Source organism: Arsenophonus sp. aPb, assembly GCF_029873475.1.
In the GTDB taxonomy this organism is placed as follows: domain Bacteria; phylum Pseudomonadota; class Gammaproteobacteria; order Enterobacterales; family Enterobacteriaceae; genus Arsenophonus.
Genome location: NZ_CP123501.1, coordinates 1 through 22,083, shown reverse-complemented (window position 1 = coordinate 22,083; position 22,083 = coordinate 1). Strand labels below are relative to the sequence as shown.

Sequence of the window (22,083 nt, the reverse complement as noted above, 5' to 3'; positions counted from 1 at the left end):
ATTTTTTAAAATTGTCCTTTATTTAACATAAAGGTGCTAACATGTTGTAGCACCTTTATGTCAAACAGAATAGGTTTCCTACTAAAAAATCGTTTTACATGAAGTTCTTCACCCCGCGTGATTTAACGACTTTTTCATACGCAGATATTTTTTTATCTGCATACTGGATAACATCTTTAATAACTAACTTTTGAATTGCTGAAATTAAAATTTCCATTAATGAAAAGTCTGGATTATTATTTTTTGATGGTAGTGAAATCATTAATTCATCCGCATCTTTTGCATAAAAATTCCTTCCGTAATCAAACTTTTCAGTATAAGAAGATTTATGAATTGACGTTGTTATAAAAATAGCTGCCTGCTTGGGTAATTTTTCAGTATGAACAACAGCTATATGATCATCTGCTCCATATTCATAATTTCTATATTTTGCGGAACCAAACATGTCTATTGTGGTTGTATTTGCAGAAAATACTGTCACATCATTACAAATAAATGCAGAAATGCCTTCATTAGCTTCACCCGCAGTCACAAACGGTAAATTACCAGATAACCTATCTGCATTTTTTAAACGCTTACCTCGAGTTGATGCTCCAAATAGCGACTTAAGATTATAATTACTCCATAAAAATTTGTTGTTTTCAAACTCACCTAAAACCTTTCGCTCTTTGAATGTAAGTTCGTAATCTTCCAGTTCAGCCGCAGTTAAATATGCCTTAAGCTCTGCTATACGCTCTGCCTCAAGCTCCGCTATACGCTCTACCTCAAGCTCCGCTATAAATTTATCCATAAAATCAAAGTCTATTTCTCCGTTTTTAGTGGGAAGTTTAATTTTGAAGTCTGACTTTTTTAGTTTTGAACTTGAGAGTTGCGTTCCATAATCAAATCCAACTAATACATTTTTTAAAGCTGAACATATAAAAACACCTGAAGCATAATTAAATTCTATATTTGGTATTTTTAATATATGGACTTTCATCTCCACGCTGGCTTTATACGGATGATAAAAAATCCCCCCATCAGCACCAAAAAAGTTGACACTGATAAAATTTTCAAAGTGTCTTGCGGCTGATATATTTTCAGTTCCAAAATATCCTAAAATACCATTATTATAAGACTTTGCTGAGATTCTAGGTATACTCCCTTTCACTAATTCGCTACTAGAAAGTAATGATCCGGTGTTTATTTCAAATAAATCACCAACTTTAAACTCCCCCCACTTAACTCTATTTAATTTATTGTTAAGTGAGGAAGTTATTTTCCCAAGCCGTTATCTCCACCTTGTTTTTTAAGTAAGTTAGATACTTCCCAAGCAAGATAATCATCTACCGTTTTTTTGAAATCTGCTAGAGTTGGCTTAGTATCTACAGGTATTGACTGATTCCAGTCCGCCCCATTATCAGGATTAATGGTGTTTTCAAAATATTCTTGTTCAGTCAATATATTCAGCTTACTTTTACCAAAACGGACTAAATCAACAATTTCCTGGTAACGAGCTTTAGCGCGATCGGTATCTTTAAGGTTATTGCTGGCTTTTTTGCGGTTGGTGCGGGTATAGCCATCATTGGAAAAATCGATAAATTTGACCATTTCGTCCTTGTGATGAGCTTCGTTCACCTTAAATACATAGATATAGGTTTGAACACTGGATTTACCAATAAACAGGTCAATAGGCATTTTAATGCTGGCAATCAGTGTGTGTTTTTTAAGGATTTTTTTATTTATATCTTTTGCTTTTCCTGAGCCCGCTGAACCCTGAATAATAATCGCGGCATAGCCACTGTTCATCATGGAAAGTGCTTTTTCAACAAAAACCATCCCGTTACTTTTGGCTGAATAAGGTGGATTCAGAACAAAGGCATTCGCTGGAAAGATTTTGTCTGTTTTACCAAAGCCGTATTTACCATCAAAATCGGTAAGTGAGTTTTTATTTAAAATATTAGAGCTACCATCACCCATTAAAATCATATTTAAGATAGCCAACATATAGACACTGGATAACAACTCTAACCCCAAAAGTTGCTCAGCTTTAATGCGCACTTCTTTACTTCTCAATTCTTCCGGTGAGGTAATGCTATTTTTTGCATCTATCAGCATTTCATTCATGGCAGCAACCAGCAATCCAGCTGAGCCGGTTGCGAAATCCCAAACATAAGAATCCTTATTCACTCGAGCAAGTTTAACTAATAAAGTGGCAACATAAGAAGGCGTTAAAACGACATCATTGAGTTTATCTTGTGTAAATCCTAGCCAGCTATACATTTCATTAAACAACTTACCGGTAAAATCCGTGGTGAGGCCGATTTTGTAATAAATTCCCAAGTCATCAACAATTTTTGTAAATACCCGCTTTAACTGGCTTTCACCATTAATCACTTTATTAATATTTTCGGTGGTGAGTGTATTTTGTAGCGTTCGAATAATTAATGACTTTTTAGTCTTAGGCAATTCTTTATAATGTAAGAACGACTTGATTTTATTAATAATGATCTCACCATCCGTATACCCAACTTCGGTTGATGATTTTAATTCACTTTTTTCTAACGGTTTAACTTTCCCAGGAATACCAATCGTCGCAATAATCGATGCCGCCACCAAATAAACGCGGTCATTTTCACCCAACCCTTTTTCATTTTGATAAATGTCATTATTTAACTTAACTAAACAGGCATCGATTTCTCTTTCTTTTTGACTTTTAAGATTACCCAGTTCTTCGGGGGACAACTGTAACGCATTAACTTGTGCAATGAACGCATCAAAGTTTTTTTCCGCTAAAAACGATAAATCTGAATACTCAGCAACTTTTTGCCCCGCACCTAAATTACTTTTTGATACATAGTAAACGCCGATTTCGTGTTGTAACGTTCCTGTTTCATCAATAAAACCGGTCATCCCTATCGCGATAATATCGGTATAACTAGTATGGTGAAGCAAGGCATTAGCGTAATGAACTGCGCCATTAACCGCATAATTATTGATATTTTTAAAGTTAGGTTGATTTTTAGCGGTTTGATTATCAACTATACCGTCGGCATTAAGTTTTACCAGCTTATCTTTATACCCCTTATACTCAATTAAAATGGGATAAACATTACCTTGTTTATCTTCCTTTATGAGCTTTACATCAGGTCGATTACCACCCACCCCGCCATTTTTTGAAAAATAATCATTAAGCGCTTTATCTATTTCAGTATTTAAGGGGTTTTGCTCTAACTTATAGTCCAAATGGTAAGATTTAAGCCAGCCATTAGCCATGTCAGCAATATTGGGTTCAACTGATTGTAATTTAGCCATGTTACTTCTCTTATTCTATTTTTATTGTTTAATGTATTACACTGATTTTTAACTGTTTTTTATTTTACCAACTTTATCTGATAAAACTGTTCACCTTTTTTATTGGTATACTCTGCCCCCATCACCAGCATTGCTGCAATCCGGTCATTAATCGCTATCAATAAAATACGTGAGAGAAGCAATACAGGCAGCCATCACCATAAAAATGGTCATGGCAATAATTATGTTAATTAAAGCAATGTAACATCCTAAAATCTACTATTTCTCTAATAATTACTAAAAACAAATAAATCAGCTTAGAACACAATTTAGGGAGTTTAAATTCCGTTTTCTGAATTAACCCTTAAGAAGAAAAACCCAATTTTACCCCCAAAATCGCAGTCATACGGGTAGTTTGCGGGAAAGTGCAGGGAACTACGTTAAGGCATTTTATGCTCTTTCATGTAGCTAAATAACGTTCTTCTTGAGAAACCAAATAGCTCACAGACCTCACGAGCCGACTTTTCAGAATTTTGATAAAGTATGCGAGCCTGCTCCAGCTTATCTGGATCAGTTTTAGGTCGACCACCTGATTTCCCTCTGGCTTTTGCTGCTACTCTTCCTGCTTCCGCGCGTTCAGCCTTTATCTCTAGCTCCATTTGAGAAATAGCACCCATAATGGAAAGGAATGCCCGTCCTGTTGCTGTTGAGGTATCTATATTTTCGCGGAGCGATTTTAGTTCAACTTGCCTGTCTTTTAATTCATCGACGATTTCAAGCAAATGTGAGAGTGACCGCGACATCCGGCTTAACTCTGTGATAACCAGTATGTCACCAGTACGGATGTAATGGATCATATCTTGCCAACCAGGCCGGTCTTTCTTTGTGCCATTTATTTTGTCGGTAAAAACCTTTTCACATCCGGCTTGCTCTAATTGGTCAATTTGTGCATCTAGATTTTGTGAAGTTGAACTTACGCGAGCATATCCAATTAATTGTGTCATAGGTAATAAGTGCAAAAAGAATAAATCATTTAGGTTTACGCACGTTGTTTATTGCTAAAGTTTTTGCGCTGTTTTTTTGGATTGTACCACTCATTTTCATTATATTGGGGCATCCGTGCAAGAAGTATACTTTTTGCACTCATCTTATCCGGAGATTTCCCTTTGTCACATCGCACTATCCTGACTGAAAGGCAGCGTCAAGACTTACTAGAATTACCAAAGGATGAACCTACATTGCTGCAATACTATATTCTAAGCGATGAAGATATTTTGCGTGTTAACAAAAAACGTAAAGCAGCCAATAAACTCGGCTATGCTCTACAGCTTTGTGCCTTTCGTTATCCTGGAAGGTTACTGCAAAAGAAAGAGTTTATTCCGCAAGAAACATTAAGATTTATAGCTCAGCAGTTAGGCCTAGATCAGAATGAGCTCATAGAATATGGTTTGCGTACTGAGACCAGATATGAACACTCATCTTCTTTACAACGTTCTTATGGATTTCGTACTTTTCAGGATTCTGATGAAAAATCATTTATAAACTGGCTTACAGAGACTGCGATAGAAACAAGGAGTAATGCCGAGCTAGCCGAGTTGTTCGTTAAGCAATGCCGCAAATATAAGATCATTCTTCCCGGCGTTACGGTGATTGAGCGATTGTGTGCTGATGCACGAGTCGCTGGAGAACGCACTATCGTCGCTAAAGTCATGGAACGTCTTGATGATAAGATGAAGGAAAGTCTGCATGGCTTACTCAAGGACACTGTCGATGGCCGACTTACCATCTATGGTTGGTTGAAACGATTTGAAGCTGGTCACAATTCAGCTGATGTGAACCGCTTGCTTGATAAGCTGGAATACTTGAAAGCATTGAACATTCCTAAGTCTATTTTGCAAGGGATCCCGTCACATCGCGTTGTTTGGCTGAGGCAGCAAGGTGAGTCCTATTATGCAGATGGATTACGGGAAATTAATGAATCTAGAAGGTTAGCTATATTGGCTATCTGTACAATAGAGTGGCAGGCAATGATAACAGATGCTGCACTGGTAACCCACGACCGAATTGTTGGCAAAACTTACAACGATTGTAAGCGTCATCTGGACGATCAACTCGCTGAACAGAAGTCTGTTGCCAACAAAACCCTTAAATCTTTTGTTACTTTAGGAAAACAGCTTTTGAAGGGCCATGCAAAAAATCTTTCTGTACCTGAGGTGATAACTGATGCACACGAACTGCACTCCCTCATACTAACAGCAACAGAGCTATCGCAAAGATTAGGTAATGACCCTATAGAATATGTGCTGCGGGGATATGGTAGATTCAGGCGCTATACGCAACGTCTGCTTGAAGATATTACTTTTGAAGGTAATGAGGCGACTCAGCCATTATTAGATGCCATATCTTTATTGAAGAAGCTGAATCAAGCGAATACTAGAGGGCAAGTAAATTTCATTTTGCCTATTGAATTCGCTAATGCAAAATGGCGTAAACGCTTAAGTCAATCACCAGAGAGAAAGCTTTGGGAAACGGCAGTTCTCTTTGCTATTCGTGATAACCTTCGCTCTCGTGATCTTTGGGTATCAGATTCTGGTACTTACCAAGATACTCGTCAGCAACTACTTTCTCTTGAAACAGCCAAACAGACCTTATCGCTACCCATTCCTCTAGAGCCGCAAACATGGATTAAAAGCCGCCAAGAGTTATTGGCACAACAAATCAAACAGGTAAACCAAATGATACGCCATAACAGTTTACCCAATAGCGGAATTGAGAACGGAAAAATACGAGTCAATCGCCTTGACCGCCAGATACCAGAAGGCATGGATCAGTTCTCAATGGAGCTATACAAACAAATGCCAGACGTTTCGATTACAGAGATTTTACGTGAGGTCAATGAAGATATTGGACTGACAGACAGTTTCACTCACATCCATAGTGGTTCACCGTGTGCAGATGAAATTGGTTTGCTTAATGTCTTGCTAGCAGGCGGCATCAATATGGGGCTAAAGAAAAATGGCCTCATGCAACTCATCCAACATATCACCTTGGTCACTGATGCGCATCTCTAACTGGCATGTGACAAGTGAGACTATGACAGATGCTCTAGCTGTTGTCATCGAGAAGCATAAAGACCTTCCTTTGGCGAGCGCATGGGGTGATGGCACAAGCTCATCTTCAGACGGCCAGTTTATGATAAGCGGTGGCTCTGGAGAAGCGATGAACGTTGTCAATGCCAAGTATGGCCTTGTCCCTGGTATTAAAGCCTATACACATGTCTCTGATCAATATGGACCATTTGCGCTGAAAACTATTCCAGCAACAGCCCATGAAGCGCCTTATATTCTTGATGGGCTTACGATGAATGATGCGGGGAAACGTATAAAAGAGCATTATGCAGATACCGGAGGATTTACAGATCATGTCTTTTGCTATGTGTGCTTTGCTTGGATACCAGTTTTCACCTAAGTTGCGTAATATCTCGTCTCTAAAACTCTCTGGTATGGATGGAGTTTCTGTACCCAAAGCAATGAAAGAACTTATCTCTGCTAGAGCCAATATCACACGAATTGAAAAGCAATGGCCGGATATTATTCGTCTTATTGCCAGTGTTATGACGCATAAAGTTGTTCCGAGTGATATCTTGCGGCAGCTCGCTTCTTTCCCACGCCAAAACGAATTAGCTATTGCCTTGAGAGAAATCGGACGGATTGAACGCACAATATTTATCCTAAAGTGGGTCAGTTCCATGGCTATGCAACGTCGAACCCAAATGGGTCTAAACAAAGGAGAGGCTCATCATGCGTTAAAACGAGCGCTTAGCTTCAATCGGCGGGGAGAAATTACAGATCGCTTCTCTGAAAACCAGCATCTACGCATGATGCATCTTAATTTGCTCGCAGCCATAATAATCTACTGGAACACCAAGCATTTAGGACGAATCATTCAAGCTATGCAAAGGCAAGGTATCGAGATAGCACCGGAGAAACTGGCGCATCTATCCCCTCTTGGCTGGGAGCATATCATCTTGACGGGTTTCTATGCGTGGTAAGCAAAACTCTTAACGTAGTTCCCTGCACTTTCCCGCAAACTACCCGTTTTTAAAGGCCGACACTTTACCCGCGACATCATCCTGTGGGCAGTACGCTGGTACTGCAAATACGGCATCAGTTATCGTGAATTACAGGAGATGCTGGCCGAACGCGGTGTGCATGTCGACCACACCACCCTCTATCGCTGGGTCCAGCGTTATGCGCCTGAAATGGAAAAACGGCTGCGCTGGTACTGGCGGAACCCTTCCTCTCTCTGCCCGTGGCACATTGATGAAACTTATGTAAAGGTGAATGGCCGGTGGGCTTATCTGTATCGCGCCGTGGACAACAGAGGGCGTACTCTGGATTTTTACCTTTCACCACGGCGTAACAGCAAAGCGGCATACCGGTTTCTGGGTAAAATTTTAAACAACGTAAAACAGGGGCAGATCCCACGTGTTATCAATACAGACAAGTCTCCGACATACGCTCGTGCGCTCACCCGGCTTAAACGTGAAGGTCAATGTCCGTCTGACCTTGAGCACCGACAGATTAAGTACCGGAATAACGTTATCGAATGCGATCATGGCAAACTGAAGCGGATAATCAGTGCCACGCTGGGTTTTAAATCGATGAAGACGGCTTATGCCACAATAAAAGGGATTGAAGTGATGCGGGCGCTGCGTAAAGGTCAGGCAGAGTCGTTTTACTTCGGCCATCCTTTGGGTGAGATGTGTCTGGTGAGTAGAGTCTTTGAAACGTAAGACCTTCACCAACAAATAAGGCTACCGCATCACGATCTTTGCAACAGTGCCTATTTTCCGTTTTCCAAGCGGACCCCAATCAGTGTGAGCCAGGAATAAAAATAAGACAATGTCGCTATAAAAACAACATAGTAGAGCAAGATCACCGTTTCATTAAAAAACGCTATCGAGCGATGCTTGGCTTTAAGACGTACCGAACGGCAAAAGTTTTACTGGAAGGAATAGAAACATTGCATATGCTCCATAAACAACAAATCCCTATCAATGGACAAGTTATCCGTCCAGTAGATGCCTTTTATGCTTTAGTTACCTAAAAACCTTGCCTCCTGCATAAATTTAATCACTCTCCATTAATGCGACAGAACCCTTTTTTAAACTTAATTTATTTATCTTTTACCAATTAACAAAATTGTGAACGTGTGCATTTCTCAGACTTGATGATCTTCCGCTTCCTCGTTCGTTCGCTCCTTTTAGTCGGTCACTCACTGTGGCGAGCGGTGAGAGTTTTAATAATAAATACTTACTCAAATATAGACGTAAAACCTACTATATACAGTTACATGACGCTTTCTTAATTAAGACTAGGCCTTTTAGTTACAAAAAAATAAAAGCGCACTGAAAGCGATACAGGAAGTTTTAGGTATAGGTAATTTATTGAGAAAGATAATTATTTATTTCTGGACGGGTATCTTTGTTTGTTTTTATATCTACGTTTAATTAGATTGCCCTTTCTGTCAAAATAACGGCTTGGCCAAATTTCTGATGGAGTGACCCCTAAACGATTTGCAATAATCATTTCACCTTTTGTAAAAAGATTAAAAAAAACACTACATAGTGTAGTTGATTTATAACCATACTCACGGGAAAGTGCCGCTAAAGTTGTACCATTTTTATGCAATGCAGAAATAATTTCTTTTCTAGTCCAATCTTTTTTAGTCTCAACCATGTCTATCACCTCTTTTAAATATGGCGACGATCCAGACAGGGTTAGCAGACCGGTACTAACTCCGGCGAGCCTTTCGGCTCCCCTACCTGGACCGCCATATCGGTGATAGCAGGCAATACAAGTTAAACACTGGTAAAAATTTTTACCAGTGTGTTAGTACTCAAGGCTGCTAAACCTTGATCACTGGGGTTCTCCAGTGACATCATTATCTTAGTAGATCTGTTGATATGACTCAACAATCTATTGCAAACCTGTTACGCTTGTAAGTAATACAAAAACGGAAAAACACAGAATGAGCAAAAAATTCACGCCAACTCCTCACGATGCTGTTTTCAGGCAGTTTTTAAGTGAGAAAGAGACCGCTAAAGAGTTTTTCGAAATCTGGCTACCCGAAGAAATAAAATCAATATGTAATTTAGAGACGATCCGCGTGGAATCAGGGTCATTTATCGATGAAGAAATGAAAAATTACCAGAGTGATATTCTCTATTCTGTTAGTACAACAAAAGGGAAAGGTTATTTATATCTGTTGATCGAGCATCAATCAACACCAGATAAGCTCATTGCGTGGCGATTGATGCGGTATAGTATGGCCGCCATGCAAAAACACTTAGAAGCGGGTCATAAAAAATTACCACTGGTGTACCCGATATTATTTTATGCCGGCGAGAAAAGCCCACATCCGCATAGTACTTACTGGTTTGACTGCTTCAGTGATAGTGAACTTGCTGAGAAAATTTATACAGAACCGTTTAAGTTAGTTGATGTGACGACGCTTGATGACGGTGAGATTATGAAACACCGTCGGATAGCATTACTCGAACTCGTACAAAAACATATTCGACAACGTGATATGTCTGAATTATTGCACGAAATTGCAAAATTATTGTCGTATGATTATTATACAGAAAAACAGGCGGTAACAATGATGAATTATTTGCTCCAAGAGGGTAACGCCAAAAATCCGATAAAATTTGTCACAGAGATTGCTAAAAACTCAGAGAAACACAAAGAGGCGCTTATGACGATTGCACAAGCTCTTAGACAAGACGGTATTCAAGAAGGCGAAAAACAAGCTACTTTAAAATTAGCCAAACAATTTTTGGCTAATGGTGTTGATCGTAATACTGTGAAAATTTCTACTGGATTATCTGACAAAGAACTTGATAAATTAACTAAAAAACTTTAATTTTCAGTGGCCTAATTTATTGACAAAAAAACATCTAAACTGTTATATTTCAATGATCACTACTAACTTAGTGATCTGGGTTTAGCATCCCAAATGTCATAGCGGACATGCCGCTTAAAATCGCGGTTTTTTTATGTCCATAATAACTTCAGCTACATACCTAATAATCTATGGTGGGGCGTGGCGGGGGGGGTCTGTCGCATTAATGGAGAGTGATTAAATTTATGCAGGAGGCAAGGTTTTTAGGTAACTAAAGCATAAAAGGCATCTACTGGACGGATAACTTGTCCATTGATAGGGATTTGTTGTTTATGGAGCATATGCAGTGTTTCTATTCCTTCCAGTAAAACTTTTGCCGTTCGGTACGTCTTAAAGCCAGGCATCGCTCGATAGCGTTTTTTAATGAAACGGTGATCTTGCTCTACTATGTTGTTTTTATAGCGCACTGTCTTATTTTTATCCCCAGTTCACCCTGATTAAGTGACATCAATGCAGCCCGATTAGCCCCCACTTTTATCAATATTCACCCCCATAGGGTAGGTATTTTGATGGATAGCTTTCCTTAAAAAGCGTAATGCAGATTTTTTATTTCGCTTTTGACTGAGAACAAAATCTATCGTTTCACCGCTAGCCTCTACGGCACGATAAAGATAATGCCATTTCCCTTTTATCCTGATATAGGTTTCATCCAGATACCAGGTGCCACCATGGATTTTTCGTTTCTTTCTGGCAACCCTGGCGAGTTTTGGCGTTAATCGTAAAACCAAGCGATGAATCGTGGAGTGATCAACATCGATTCCTCTTTCCTGCCTCATCTCCTCAAGGTTGCGCAAGCTTAAGGAATACGCCAGATACCAACGTAGACACACTAAAATGACATCGACGGGATAGTGGAGACGTTTAAAGCTTTGTTTAACAAGACACATAACCGCTACTCATATCTGAAAACAATATTCAAATATTCATTTTATCAGGCTGACATTTTTAATGCGACAGAACCGATAATTATCCATACTTTTTTATTCCACCTCAGAATGATAATTTTTTGTAAAATATAACCATGCAAAATATATTGGGTTTGTAAAAAAGAAGTTAAATTAATTAGAATGGAAAATAAATATCCATGTTCTGTATTTATTTAGTTGGAATAAAGAGGCTGAAAATATATTCAGGAATTAATTGAAAATATTTTTAATTAATTTTGTTTTCTTTAAGAATATATTTTATAAAAAAAAAACAGATTAACGATATTATAATTAAAGCTATTTTTTATAAAAACCACAAAAAAAAACATTAAGTTATTTTAACTATCAGTTAGTTTCGCTTGTGTGTTAGATATATTTATACAACTTCAACTTTATTAACATTTACCACGCAGGGCATAAAAATGAAAAAACATAATATTGTTATTAAGTTTAACCGAGAGGTTATTCAATCAAGAGATAATCAGGTATTAATCTTAAAATCTGTCGCCACTCAGGACAATTTTTTAACGCAGTTTAGCTTCAAGTCTATTGTTAGCGATGAAATGTTGGTAATCCAGAATCAAATTAACACGGTTAATTTTGAAAACCTGGTGGGGATTTGTTATGTGCAAGATATTGACAATATGGCATTGGAGGAAAAAGAACATCTTGCACAAAAAATGAATGCTTATGATTTTGTTGAGTATGCCTATGTTGAAACCTTAGAGCCAATGGAATTACCACCTAATCTTCAAGCTGACAGTGAAAAAATATTTGTCAATAAAACAACTAATGATACTCCTAGCTTTGGCCGTCTTCAAGGGTATAAAGACCCAGCGGGGCCTTACTATTCAGGAATTGATATGGAATATGGTTGGTCTCTTGGAATAACTGGTCAAGGTATTAGAATTGCGGATATAGAGCATAATTTTAATTACAATCATGTCAACCTTAAAAAAGATACTTTTATTGAACTTGTGTCTAATAATAACAATACTAATTCAGATCATGGTACAGCTGTTGCTGGAATAATGTTTGCTAAAGATGTTGGTTTTGGGGTGAAAGGTATGGTATATGGTGCCGATGCATTTTACGGTATTTCAGAAATACCTGATGGGCGTGTTAGTGGTATAGCTAGAGGACTAGAAATTTTGAGGGCCGGCGATGTTTTTATTTATGAGATGCAAACAGGTGGAGCACGCGGCACCCCACAGAATTATGTACCTGCTGACTTTAATCATGCTGTTTGGGATGTTACGCAAGAGGCACTAAAAGCTGGAATTATTATTATGATGGCGGCGGGGAATGGTAATGAAAATTTAGACTTGGATATCTATTCTGAATATCGAAATCGTATTGATAATGGTGTTATTCGTGTTGGAGGCGGGGATCGATCATGTAGAAATATTAACATTTCTACTTATGGCAGTATGATACATGTTCAGGGTTGGGTGGAATCTGTTACTACTACAGGTTATGGTTATTTATATAATGGAGGGCCTAATAATAATTATACCAAAGAATTTAATGGCACATCATCAGCAACCCCTATAGCAGCATCCGCAGCAGTTGCTATTCAGTCCTGGTATAAACAACAAACCGGTCATGTGCTTACCCCCATGAAATGCGAGCGCTATTAATTAAAACAGGAACACCGCAAAACAACCAATGGAATAGTAATCATATAGGGCCACTACCTAATGTTCGCAATGCCATTGAGGAATTACAGCGGCGTTTACAGCTACCAACGGACTATCCACTTTGGGATATAGCTAAACTTTACATGGCGGGTGACAAAGTCAGCTGGAAAAATAAAAAATGGATAGCAATAAGTAACAACCAAGGCTGGGAACCTGGTAATTTAGAGTTCTGGAGAGAGATTCTATAGCTTAAGTTAGGACTAATCCTACTTACTTATTGGTTAATCAGCCACTAATGAAAAGTGGCTGATTTGCATTACTTATAACTTAATTTAACTGGTTGTTTTTTTATAATTAACCTTGTTATAAAACACTTCAGTCAAATTCAATTTCAAACACTGTTAATAATGAAATTAATCTCATCTCTTTAGACTATCAAAAAAACCAAAAATCGCAGTCATAGCCCCGCCACGCCTGCCCACTAAATGTAGCGTTTTCGTTGCACTTTCAAAAAAGGTGTTAACCTATGCTAGATATGGCTTTCCTTAACCTTAACAGGGTTAAAAAAATCGTGCAAAATGATGCAAAACGTTGCACTTTTAGACATGATTAAAAAAGCCGGTTCTGTCGCATTAAAAATGTCAGCCTGATAAAATGAATATTTGAATATTGTTTTCAGATATGAGTAGCGGTTATGTGTCTTGTTAAACAAGGCTTTAAACGTCTCCACTATCCCATTGAGGTAATATTGGTCTGTTTACGCTGGTATCTGGCGTATTCCTTAAGCTTGCGCAACCTTGAGGAGATGAGGCAGGAAAGAGGAATCGATGTTGATCACTCCACGATTCATCGCTGGGTTTTACGATTAACGCCAAAACTCGCCAGGGTTGCCAGAAAGAAACGAAAAATCCATGGTGGCACCTGGTATCTGGATGAAACCTATATCAGGATAAAAGGGAAATGGCATTATCTTTATCGTGCCGTAGAGGCTAGCGGTGAAACGATAGATTTTGTTCTCAGTCAAAAGCGAAATAAAAAATCTGCATTACGCTTTTTAAGGAAAGCTATCCATCAAAATACCTACCCTATGGGGGTGAATATTGATAAAAGTGGGGCTAATCGGGCTGCATTGATGTCACTTAATCAGGGTGAGCTGGGGATAAAAATAAGACAGTGCCGTTATAAAAACAACATAGTAGAGCAAGATCACCGTTTCATTAAAAAACGCTATCGAGCGATGCTTGGCTTTAAGACGTACCGAACGGCAAAAGTTTTACTGGAAGGAATAGAAACATTGCATATGCTCCATAAACAACAAATCCCTATCAATGGACAAGTTATCCGTCCAGTAGATGCCTTTTATGCTTTAGTTACCTAAAAACCTTACCTCCTGCATAAATTTAATCACTCTCCATTAATGCGACAGAACCAAAGAAAGTGCTATTTGTTGAAATTCATCAGTATGAGGATTCACTGGATCAATTTTTCCTGGTTGCGAAATAAACCGAGCTACCGTTTCATGACTGATAAATGTCGCACCACAGTTGATATTCTGACACTGGTTATAGCGCTCTTTCGTTTGATTTGAAATTTGTGATGAACTACGGGTATTGGCAGGTTGACCGCAAAGTGGGCATCTCATCATGACAGCTACCTTCTTAATCATCATGTTGATATTAAGACTATTTTATCATAATTAACAAAAATTACTCGTCCATTTCTAAATCAGAAATTTTTACCTCTAGTTCCAGTGCAGTAGTAAAGCCGCTGTCATTTAAGGTATGAGTAACGCGGGTAATGATCCAGTCAGCAACATCCATTTCTGGTTTAAAGCCAAACGTTTTAACGGGCATTTCAGGGTAGAGGTCAGCTCGACCTTTAGCCAGTTGGATTGAAAAAGTAGCGACACCGCGCTGTATCTTTTCCCAGGCAGCTTTTGCGGCGCGTGCCGTGGCATAAGTGTGTGCGAGCATCAGAACATTCCCTTCTTCACCCATCAGGTAATAACCTTCTTTCTGCTTTTTTTTGGCACTGTTGCAAAGATCGGATCGAATTGCTGATAATCATGCTTGACGATTTAACTAAAGGTGACCCACATGAATGTTTTTAAAGGTCGACACTTTACCCGCGACATCATCCTGTGGGCAGTACGCTGGTACTGTAAATACGGCATTAGTTATCGTGAGCTGCAAGAGATGCTGGCCGAACGCGGCGTGCATGTCGACCACACCACCCTCTATCGCTGGGTTCAGCGTTATGCCCCTGAAATGGAAAAACGGCTGCGGTGGTACTGGCGTAACCCTTCCGCTCTTTGCCCGTGGCACATTGACGAAACGTATATAAAGGTGAATGGTCGCTGGGCTTATCTGTATCGCGCTGTAGACAACAGAGGGCGTACCCTGGATTTTTATCTTTCACCACGGCGTAATAGCAAAGCGGCATATCGGTTTCTGGGTAAAATTTTAAATAATGTAAAACAGGGACAGATCCCAGGCGTTATTAATACGGATAAGTCTCCAACATATGCTCGTGCGCTTATTCAGCTTAAACGTGAGGGCCAATGTCCGTCTGATGTTGAACACCGACAGATTAAGTACCGAAATAATGTTATCGAATGCGATCATGGCAAACTGAAACGGATAATCAGCGCCACGCTGGGTTTTAAATCGATGAAGACGGCTTATGCCACAATAAAAGGGATTGAAGTGATGCGGGCGCTGCGTAAAGGTCAGGCGGAGTCATTTTACTTTGGCCATCCCCTGGGTGAGATGTGTCTGGTGAATCGGGTCTTTGAAATGTAAGACCTTCACCAACAAATTAAGGCTACCGCATCACGATCTTTGCAACAGTGCCATCTAGAGACTATCCGCATTGAATCAGGATCATTTATTGATGAAGAGATGAAAAATTACCAGAGTGATATCCTGTATTCTGTTAGTACCACAAAAGGAAAAGGTTATTTATATCTACTCGTTGAGCATCAATCAACACCGGACAAACTTATCGCGTGGCGTCTGATAAAATACAGTATGGGAGCGATGCAAAAACACTTAGAAGCGGGTCACAAAAAATTACCACTAGTGTACCCGATTTTGTTTTATGCTGGCGAGAAAAGTCCACATCCACATAGTACTTGCTGGTTTGACTGCTTTAGCAATAGTGAACTTGCTGAGAAAATTTATACAGAACCGTTTAAGTTAGTTGATGTAACGACGCTTGATGACGGTGAGATTATGAAACACCATCGGATAGCATTACTGGAATTCGTACAAAAACATATTCGACAGCGTGATATGTCAGAATTATTGCACGAAATTGCCAAATTGTTGTCGTATGATTATTATACAGAAAAACAGGCAGTAACAATGATGAATTACTTGATCCAAGAGGGTAATGCTAAAAATCCGATAGAATTTGTCACAAATATTGCTAAAAATTCAGAGAAACACAAAGAGGCGCTTATGACGATTGCACAAGCTCTTAGACAAGAGGGTATTCAAGAAGGAATGCAAAAAGGTAGGTTGGAAGGAAAACTTGAGGGGATTCAGGAGGGTATGCAGAAAGGAAAACTTAAGGGTGAACGAGATACAAAAATCACAATTGCTCGGCAACTTATCAAAAATGGCGTAAAACGTGAAATTATAAAAATGTCAACAGGATTAACTGACGCTGAATTGAATAATTTAAAGAAAAATATTTAGCTTCCATGGGTCTAACTAGTTGACACAAAAAGATTTAACCTGTTATATTTGAGTTGTCATCTTTATATAGATGATCAGGTTTAGCATCCTGAGTACGAAAGCGGACAATAGCCGCTATAGCGCGGTTTTTTTACGTCTGTTGAAAACCTAAGTTACGTCTTGATATGGCGGGGCGTAATGGGGGAGCCTAACGGCTCGCCGGTTTCTTTCGTACCGGTATGCTAACCCTGTTATGTCTCGCCACCCCCGTTTAGCATCGGGAAGTGAGGAACAAAAACTTACGAAAGAGAACGTAGCTATGGCTAACATTCAAACTCACTTTAAATTTATCGATATCTATTGGATTATTCCAAACCACCCTAACAAACCCACAACAAAAGCATCACTTACTCAAGACACTTTAAATTTACTTAAAACCTACTCAAGCGTTCGTTTTATCTGGTCTGGCCGTCTGCCTGTTTGTGAGGTGGTGGCATGAAAATAGTCGATCCAGTTAAGTATCCTGAATTACGTAAAGAGTTTCCTGAGCTGACACAGGTGCAATTTGAAACGTCATTTTTATTCGCACAAGGTATACCACAAAAAGAAATTTCAGTATTGCGGGCTGTTTCTTATAAAAATGTTAAACAAACTATTGCAGAGTCTAAAAATAAATTTGAAACAAAATCATTAACAGGGCTATTAACGGTATTTCATGTTCGTCTGTCAATTTTTACGATGTATAACTGTAAAAGAATAGACAAAACCATCCCCACCACAAATCAATAGAAAATAACAGGTGCCTTTAAGGCACCTGCCATGGCGCCTATTTTCCTACGATAATTAACCCCGTAGTAATATTCCTTTCGACTAAAATTATAAATATAAAGCCCTGCCTCCTAATGCGGCTAGGTTGCGCTAACGCTATGGGAAAAATCAAGCCGGCCTGTTTATCTCTCGGGCTGGTTTTTCTATTTCTTACAATATCATTAATCCTTATTGAAATTTAAAATGATAAAATCGATTAATAATATGATAAACAATAAAACAAATTGTAACTATTTATATAAATACCGTTAATTTTAATTAATTGACTGCAAAATATTTAATTATTTTTTATTAATTCTATTAAGTCATTTAATATAAAAAATATAAATAACAGATTGTTAGATTCATTAAAAATGAATAGAACTATTTACGCGTTCTATTCAATAAAAAAAGTAACCCTATTTCATTTCCGTTTTTTAAACTGGATTTATTTTATTCTTTACGAGTGATTTCTAAAGTAGCATGGTCATTTTTATCGCCAACAACATCTAATTTAATAGAAACTCCTTCTCTTGGTTTTGACTCAAAATGGAAAACAGATAATTTTCCAATTATATCATCATATTTTATTGTTGCATTACATGTAGATATGACTTCATAATTATCTTTTCTTTGAATAACAAAATCTAAAATTATTGTTCCTGCTGAATTATCAATATCAATTTGATTATATCTTGGTTCATTTGATTCATCATCATAAACTGAACTAAATTTATAATTTTTACCTGTTGAGGAAGTAATATTTATTTCAAAAAAATCATCTGTCTTAAAGATATTATCAGATAATTTAAAATATACACTATATTTCTCACCCATTATTTCATTATAGAAGCTCCTGTTATTTTTTGGTAGTTTATTTTATGAAATATTATTTAATTGATGTAACTATATATATTTTGTATTGTTTATCAAGTTTAAATTTAATTAAAATTTATTTTCATTGTTTTATAATTATATTTTTTATTTTATAAATATTTTCATTTAAAACTCTTTAATGCTATTTATCATATTTTATTGTTTTTTATTTATAGATGTTTAAAATAAATTAATTTTTAAGGCTCTGTTACAAAGATCGGGTTGCTGCTAATATTCCTGACGATTTAATCAAAGGTGCCCACATGAATATTTTTAAAGGTCGACACTTTACACACGACATTATCCTTTAGGCGATACGTTGGTACTAAAATACGGCATCAGCTATCGCTTTGCTTTTTGAACCTGGTCGATAACGCTTTCATTGTTTAACTTTTAATCCCAACTGCTTCATCAATTTTCGGGTTTTATAATAACCAACCCTATAACCTTCTTTGCGTAATTGTGCTGCTGACATACGATAACCCCAGGCTCTCGCGACTGAGCTTCATTATTCGTCATAAGTGCTTAATCGGATATTGCCCTATATGGGATCCGCTTGGAAAACGGAAAATATCCTACGCTAAAGTATATTTTATATACAAATTGATATTATCTAAATTCTATCTGCCTAGGTAGCCTTGTAGTGGCATACTGAATTTAGCCACCTAAGTAGAGGTGATATGCTTGCCTCATAATTTTTACAGGTGCTAAAATGAGTAAAATATATACTGCTGAATTTAAAGGTGAAACGGCCCAATTAGTGCTTGAACAGAATTATACCCACCAGGAAGCAGCGAAAGCGATGAATGTAAGCCTTTCAGCTATACGCCAATGGGTAAAAACCCTTCGTTTAGAACGCAATGTAAAATCCGGTCCCGGTCTGCCATTAACGGGTAAACTCACATGTGGGCACTGTGTAAAGGTTAGGTCATCCTCTTGGTGAGATGTGTCTGGTGAGTAGAGCCTTTGAAATGTAATACCTTCACCAACAAATAATGCCGCATCACGATATTTGCAACAGTGCCATTCGTTCTATATGAGATCAATTGAGATAGCAAAAAAATTCGCAGAAATGCAGGATCTCTTCCTGTCTATATTACTTTTGATATAGATAGTTTAGATCCTGCCCTTTTATTACCGATTTAGTTTTTTTACATAATGTCTCTGACTTTAATTATAGAAAAATTGTTAGTCTATAGACCCAAAAATTTCAAACGTAAAATTAAAGTCATTCTTTTCTAAATTAAGTCCAATATGTGTACCTGAATCAGAATCTTCTTTAAATTTTAAAATAGTTAGTTTTTTATCTTTATCATTATACACAAGTTCTAATCTACCTCGATATACTTGTGTATTATCTTCTTTGTAAAGTTCTAATGTCCATACCACTATATCTGCTGTCTTAATATTGAATTCAGTAAAAACATTATTATTGGGGTAAGATGAGTTAATTTCTATTTCTTGACTAGCAGGAGAGTTAGAACTAATTACCTTTAGTTTAAATTTATTGTTTGTTTTAAAGACAGTATCAATTAATGCAAGATATGTCGTAAATGTGTAAAATGTTTGTGGCATTTCTTTTGTGTTCATAACTAACGTTCCTATATTAACTATGGTTAAATTTTATTAATTTTTTCTTGTTTAGAAAAAATTAATATATTAATGGTAAATTAAAAAAACTAATGTTTAGGTTTATTTAATGTTTTTTATGTTCACATAATTATTAGTATTTTTCAATTTAAATTAAATTAAAAACAATGATATTTTTTTAAAAAAATATAATATATGTTTTTTGCTTTTTGTTATAACCATAAAAGTTTTATAGTATTACAATAACAGCGATTTCTTAAACTCAATCCAAAAACAACACATAGGGATTTAAAATGTTTTTCTGCGCTAAAATAGATGATTTTTTCATAATAACATTTTGTTAAAAATTTACTACTCTAGCACTTCAATTTCATTGACAAAACTAAATTTCATTTTTTATAGTTGTCTATCTTTTTTATTTCATAGCAAAAAATAGTTAAATCACATAGTGAAAAATAAGTATAACAAATGTTGATATTCTATTATTATTTTAATAATAAAATAAGTTAAAATATATTGAAAACTTTCTAATTAATTTTTATATAAAAAATTTCAATTTAATTAAAATTTCATAAAAATGAATTTTAAGCATACGTTTATTTTATTTGTATGTTAAGTTATTTATACGGTTCTAATCCTAAAATAATATTTTTGGAGATTTCTCATTCAAAAACTTATACATTTTTGTTTTTAAAAGGAATTTATAATGTCTCAAAATTTAAAATACCCTATTGTCCTAGCTCATGGATTATTTGGTTTCGATAAAATCGCTGGTATTTACCCTTAAGGCATTTTATGCTCTTTCATGTAGCTAAGTAACGTTCTTCTTGAGAAACCAGATAGCTCACAGACCTCACGAACCGACTTTTCAGAATTTTGATAAAGTATGCGAGCCTGCTCCAGCTTATCTGGAGCAGTTCTAGGTCGACCACCTGATTTCCATCTGGCTGGGAGCATATTATCTTGACGGGTTTCTATGAGTGGTAAGCAAAACTCTTAACGTAGTTCCCTGCACTTTCCCGCAAACTACCCGTAGAACCCCAGTTTGATTTAAATTTGTAACGAACTACGGGTATTGGCAGATTGACCGCAAAGTGGGCATCTCATCATGACAGCGACCTTCTTGATCATCATGTTGATATTAAGACCATTTTATCATACTTAACAAAAATTACTCGTTCACCTCTAAATCAGAAATTTTTACCTCTAATTCAATCGCAGTAGTAAATCCGCTATCATTTAAGGTATGGGTCACGCGGGTAATAATCCAGCCAGCAATATCCATTTAATTATTACTAAACCTGCTTTTTTACATTTATTCATTTTATTAATGAAACAGAAAAACTAGTTTATGAGAGTTATTAACTCACAAACCTTTAGATTTTAATAAAGCTGCATGGTTTACAAATAACGCAATAGGATCCACTTTACTACTTACCATCCCTGCCGGCTGATTATAGCATCCATATGGTCAAGTATATAATCAGAGCGAATTACTTTACCAAGGTGCATACTATAACGACCAACTAAACCATCATTTTGAAATCGTTCTTTTTCAAAGAAAATAGATAATCCAAGCATTGCCATATGTAGAGGATTTAAATCTGGCATAGAATTCACGATTCCTCCCCAAGAATAATAGTATATACCATTATCTAATTCCTTTCCTTCCCCCCCCATTTGCTTGGTAAACCTTGAGGATAATTGACGTTAAATTCAGCCAATCCTTCAGTAGATAATGCATTGAGAGCCCCTATTGCATCTTGAGGTAAACAAGGATAGCCAGCAATAGCAGAAAGAAATATACCAAAAGCGTTAAGAATAGCCTCTGCAATAACTTTTGGTAATATATTAGTCTGTAAAGCTAAAAGCACTAAGTCAGCAATTTCAGACCCGAAGTTTACTCCATTAATAGAAGTTACTGATGCAACCAAGTCAGGATTGGTTGCCGCAACATAACGACAAGCTAATGGACCTTGACTATGACCAATTAGATTAACTTTTAGTGCACCGGTATCAGCAATAACCTCTTTAACAAATTTAAGTAATTGATTACCACGAACTTCATTATTGTTTTCTGCTGACATAGTAGCGGTGAATACTTTGCACCCTACTTTCTCCAATGCAGAAGCAACATTAAAAAAATAAGGGTAAATACCAGCGATTTTATCGAAACCAAATAATCCATGAGCTAGGACAATAGGGTATTTTAAATTTTGAGACATTATAAATTCCTTTTAAAAACAAAAATGTATAAGTTTTTGAATGAGAAATCTCCAAAAATATTATTTTAGGATTAGAACCGTATAAATAACTTAACAT

General features: G+C 36.9%; 20 protein-coding genes and 6 pseudogenes. 14 read left to right on the top strand and 12 right to left on the bottom strand.

The annotated features are described in order from the left end of the window. Positions 1 to 94: 94 nt before the first annotated feature. From QE177_RS14980 to QE177_RS14970, 3 genes are all read right to left on the bottom strand, one after another. Complete coding sequence (locus tag QE177_RS14980) at positions 95 to 1,258, bottom strand: restriction endonuclease subunit S (RefSeq protein ID WP_280552577.1); 1,164 nt, start codon at positions 1,256 to 1,258, stop codon at positions 95 to 97. Continuing rightward, the gene (locus QE177_RS14975) at positions 1,255 to 3,294 is read right to left on the bottom strand and encodes an N-6 DNA methylase (RefSeq protein ID WP_280552530.1); all 2,040 of its coding nucleotides are present in this window, start codon (positions 3,292 to 3,294) and stop codon (positions 1,255 to 1,257) included. Before QE177_RS14975 ends, QE177_RS14980 begins: the two co-directional genes overlap by 4 nt. 419 nt (positions 3,295 to 3,713) lie before the next feature. Continuing rightward, the gene (locus tag QE177_RS14970) at positions 3,714 to 4,277 is read right to left on the bottom strand and encodes a recombinase family protein (RefSeq protein WP_280552377.1); all 564 of its coding nucleotides are present in this window, start codon (positions 4,275 to 4,277) and stop codon (positions 3,714 to 3,716) included. Between the two features lie 162 nt (positions 4,278 to 4,439). Between QE177_RS14970 and QE177_RS14965 the strand changes: the two genes are divergently transcribed. From QE177_RS14965 to QE177_RS14945, 5 genes and pseudogenes are all read left to right on the top strand, one after another. After that, positions 4,440 to 6,344 (top strand): DUF4158 domain-containing protein, encoded by a 1,905-nt coding sequence (locus QE177_RS14965; RefSeq protein WP_280552528.1) that lies wholly within the window; start codon positions 4,440 to 4,442, stop codon positions 6,342 to 6,344. After that, complete coding sequence (locus QE177_RS14960; RefSeq protein WP_348519935.1) at positions 6,289 to 6,741, top strand: Tn3 family transposase; 453 nt, start codon at positions 6,289 to 6,291, stop codon at positions 6,739 to 6,741. Before QE177_RS14965 ends, QE177_RS14960 begins: the two co-directional genes overlap by 56 nt. After that, positions 6,695 to 7,324 carry a Tn3 family transposase gene (locus QE177_RS14955; protein ID WP_280552524.1) on the top strand — a complete coding sequence of 210 codons (630 nt, stop codon included), beginning with the start codon at positions 6,695 to 6,697 and terminating at the stop codon, positions 7,322 to 7,324. Before QE177_RS14960 ends, QE177_RS14955 begins: the two co-directional genes overlap by 47 nt. A 39-nt stretch (positions 7,325 to 7,363) precedes the next feature. Continuing rightward, a pseudogene (locus QE177_RS14950) lies at positions 7,364 to 8,068 on the top strand (IS6 family transposase); the annotation flags it as partial. 92 nt (positions 8,069 to 8,160) lie between these two features. Further along, positions 8,161 to 8,382, top strand: a pseudogene (locus tag QE177_RS14945) (DDE-type integrase/transposase/recombinase); the annotation flags it as partial. Positions 8,383 to 8,735: 353 nt separating this feature from the next. Here the strand turns inward: QE177_RS14945 and QE177_RS14940 are convergent. After that, the gene (locus QE177_RS14940; protein ID WP_280552522.1) at positions 8,736 to 9,014 is read right to left on the bottom strand and encodes a helix-turn-helix transcriptional regulator; all 279 of its coding nucleotides are present in this window, start codon (positions 9,012 to 9,014) and stop codon (positions 8,736 to 8,738) included. 292 nt (positions 9,015 to 9,306) lie between these two features. Between QE177_RS14940 and QE177_RS14935 the strand changes: the two genes are divergently transcribed. Then, a complete protein-coding gene (locus QE177_RS14935) occupies positions 9,307 to 10,203 on the top strand; it encodes an Rpn family recombination-promoting nuclease/putative transposase (RefSeq protein WP_280552514.1) in 897 nt (298 codons plus the stop codon). A gap of 242 nt (positions 10,204 to 10,445) precedes the next feature. Here the strand turns inward: QE177_RS14935 and QE177_RS14930 are convergent. After that, a pseudogene (locus tag QE177_RS14930) lies at positions 10,446 to 11,129 on the bottom strand (IS6 family transposase). A gap of 461 nt (positions 11,130 to 11,590) precedes the next feature. Between QE177_RS14930 and QE177_RS14925 the strand changes: the two are divergent. The 3 genes from QE177_RS14925 to QE177_RS14915 all read left to right on the top strand — a co-directional run bounded on the left by QE177_RS14925 (position 11,591) and on the right by QE177_RS14915 (position 14,186). Continuing rightward, positions 11,591 to 12,808 carry a S8 family serine peptidase gene (locus QE177_RS14925; RefSeq protein ID WP_280552513.1) on the top strand — a complete coding sequence of 406 codons (1,218 nt, stop codon included), beginning with the start codon at positions 11,591 to 11,593 and terminating at the stop codon, positions 12,806 to 12,808. Next, on the top strand, positions 12,793 to 13,056 hold the full coding sequence (locus QE177_RS14920) for a hypothetical protein (protein ID WP_280552511.1): 264 nt from the start codon (positions 12,793 to 12,795) through the stop codon (positions 13,054 to 13,056). The genes QE177_RS14925 and QE177_RS14920 overlap by 16 nt, the downstream gene beginning before the upstream one ends. Before the next feature lie 446 nt (positions 13,057 to 13,502). Continuing rightward, positions 13,503 to 14,186 carry an IS6 family transposase gene (locus QE177_RS14915; protein ID WP_280552510.1) on the top strand — a complete coding sequence of 228 codons (684 nt, stop codon included), beginning with the start codon at positions 13,503 to 13,505 and terminating at the stop codon, positions 14,184 to 14,186. Positions 14,187 to 14,222: 36 nt separating this feature from the next. On the opposite strand, the gene QE177_RS14910 is transcribed toward QE177_RS14915, so the two are convergent. Beyond that, positions 14,223 to 14,453, bottom strand: coding sequence for an ogr/Delta-like zinc finger family protein (locus QE177_RS14910; RefSeq protein WP_280552509.1), 231 nt, complete (start codon positions 14,451 to 14,453; stop codon positions 14,223 to 14,225). Positions 14,454 to 14,514: 61 nt separating this feature from the next. Further along, a pseudogene (locus tag QE177_RS14905) lies at positions 14,515 to 14,835 on the bottom strand (phage late control D family protein); the annotation flags it as partial. 69 nt (positions 14,836 to 14,904) lie between these two features. Here QE177_RS14905 and QE177_RS14900 point away from each other — a divergent pair. The 4 genes from QE177_RS14900 to QE177_RS14885 all read left to right on the top strand — a co-directional run bounded on the left by QE177_RS14900 (position 14,905) and on the right by QE177_RS14885 (position 17,277). Next, the gene (locus tag QE177_RS14900) at positions 14,905 to 15,609 is read left to right on the top strand and encodes an IS6 family transposase (RefSeq protein WP_280552575.1); all 705 of its coding nucleotides are present in this window, start codon (positions 14,905 to 14,907) and stop codon (positions 15,607 to 15,609) included. A gap of 39 nt (positions 15,610 to 15,648) precedes the next feature. After that, a complete protein-coding gene (locus QE177_RS14895; RefSeq protein ID WP_280552508.1) occupies positions 15,649 to 16,509 on the top strand; it encodes an Rpn family recombination-promoting nuclease/putative transposase in 861 nt (286 codons plus the stop codon). Positions 16,510 to 16,741: 232 nt separating this feature from the next. Then, positions 16,742 to 16,987 carry a hypothetical protein gene (locus QE177_RS14890; RefSeq protein WP_280552507.1) on the top strand — a complete coding sequence of 82 codons (246 nt, stop codon included), beginning with the start codon at positions 16,742 to 16,744 and terminating at the stop codon, positions 16,985 to 16,987. After that, entirely contained in the window at positions 16,984 to 17,277 is a 294-nt protein-coding gene (locus tag QE177_RS14885) for a transcriptional regulator (protein ID WP_280552506.1), read from the top strand. The genes QE177_RS14890 and QE177_RS14885 overlap by 4 nt, the downstream gene beginning before the upstream one ends. A 471-nt stretch (positions 17,278 to 17,748) precedes the next feature. Here QE177_RS14885 and QE177_RS14880 read toward each other — a convergent pair whose 3' ends face one another. Together QE177_RS14880 and QE177_RS14875 are read right to left on the bottom strand one after the other, a co-directional pair. After that, entirely contained in the window at positions 17,749 to 18,132 is a 384-nt protein-coding gene (locus QE177_RS14880) for a hypothetical protein (protein WP_280552505.1), read from the bottom strand. 418 nt (positions 18,133 to 18,550) lie between these two features. Continuing rightward, positions 18,551 to 18,652 (bottom strand): annotated as a pseudogene (locus tag QE177_RS14875) (IS3 family transposase); the annotation flags it as partial. Between the two features lie 231 nt (positions 18,653 to 18,883). Here QE177_RS14875 and QE177_RS14870 point away from each other — a divergent pair. Continuing rightward, a complete protein-coding gene (locus tag QE177_RS14870) occupies positions 18,884 to 19,114 on the top strand; it encodes a transposase (protein WP_280552499.1) in 231 nt (76 codons plus the stop codon). Positions 19,115 to 19,359: 245 nt separating this feature from the next. Here the strand turns inward: QE177_RS14870 and QE177_RS14865 are convergent, their stop codons facing one another. The 3 genes and pseudogenes from QE177_RS14865 to QE177_RS14855 all read right to left on the bottom strand — a co-directional run bounded on the left by QE177_RS14865 (position 19,360) and on the right by QE177_RS14855 (position 21,986). Beyond that, a complete protein-coding gene (locus QE177_RS14865; RefSeq protein ID WP_280552501.1) occupies positions 19,360 to 19,761 on the bottom strand; it encodes a hypothetical protein in 402 nt (133 codons plus the stop codon). Positions 19,762 to 20,544: 783 nt separating this feature from the next. Further along, positions 20,545 to 20,718: a hypothetical protein gene (locus QE177_RS14860; RefSeq protein ID WP_280552502.1), complete on the bottom strand. Its 174-nt coding sequence runs from the start codon at positions 20,716 to 20,718 to the stop codon at positions 20,545 to 20,547. Between the two features lie 409 nt (positions 20,719 to 21,127). Further along, positions 21,128 to 21,986: pseudogene (locus QE177_RS14855) on the bottom strand (triacylglycerol lipase). Between the last annotated feature and the right edge of the window lie 97 nt (positions 21,987 to 22,083).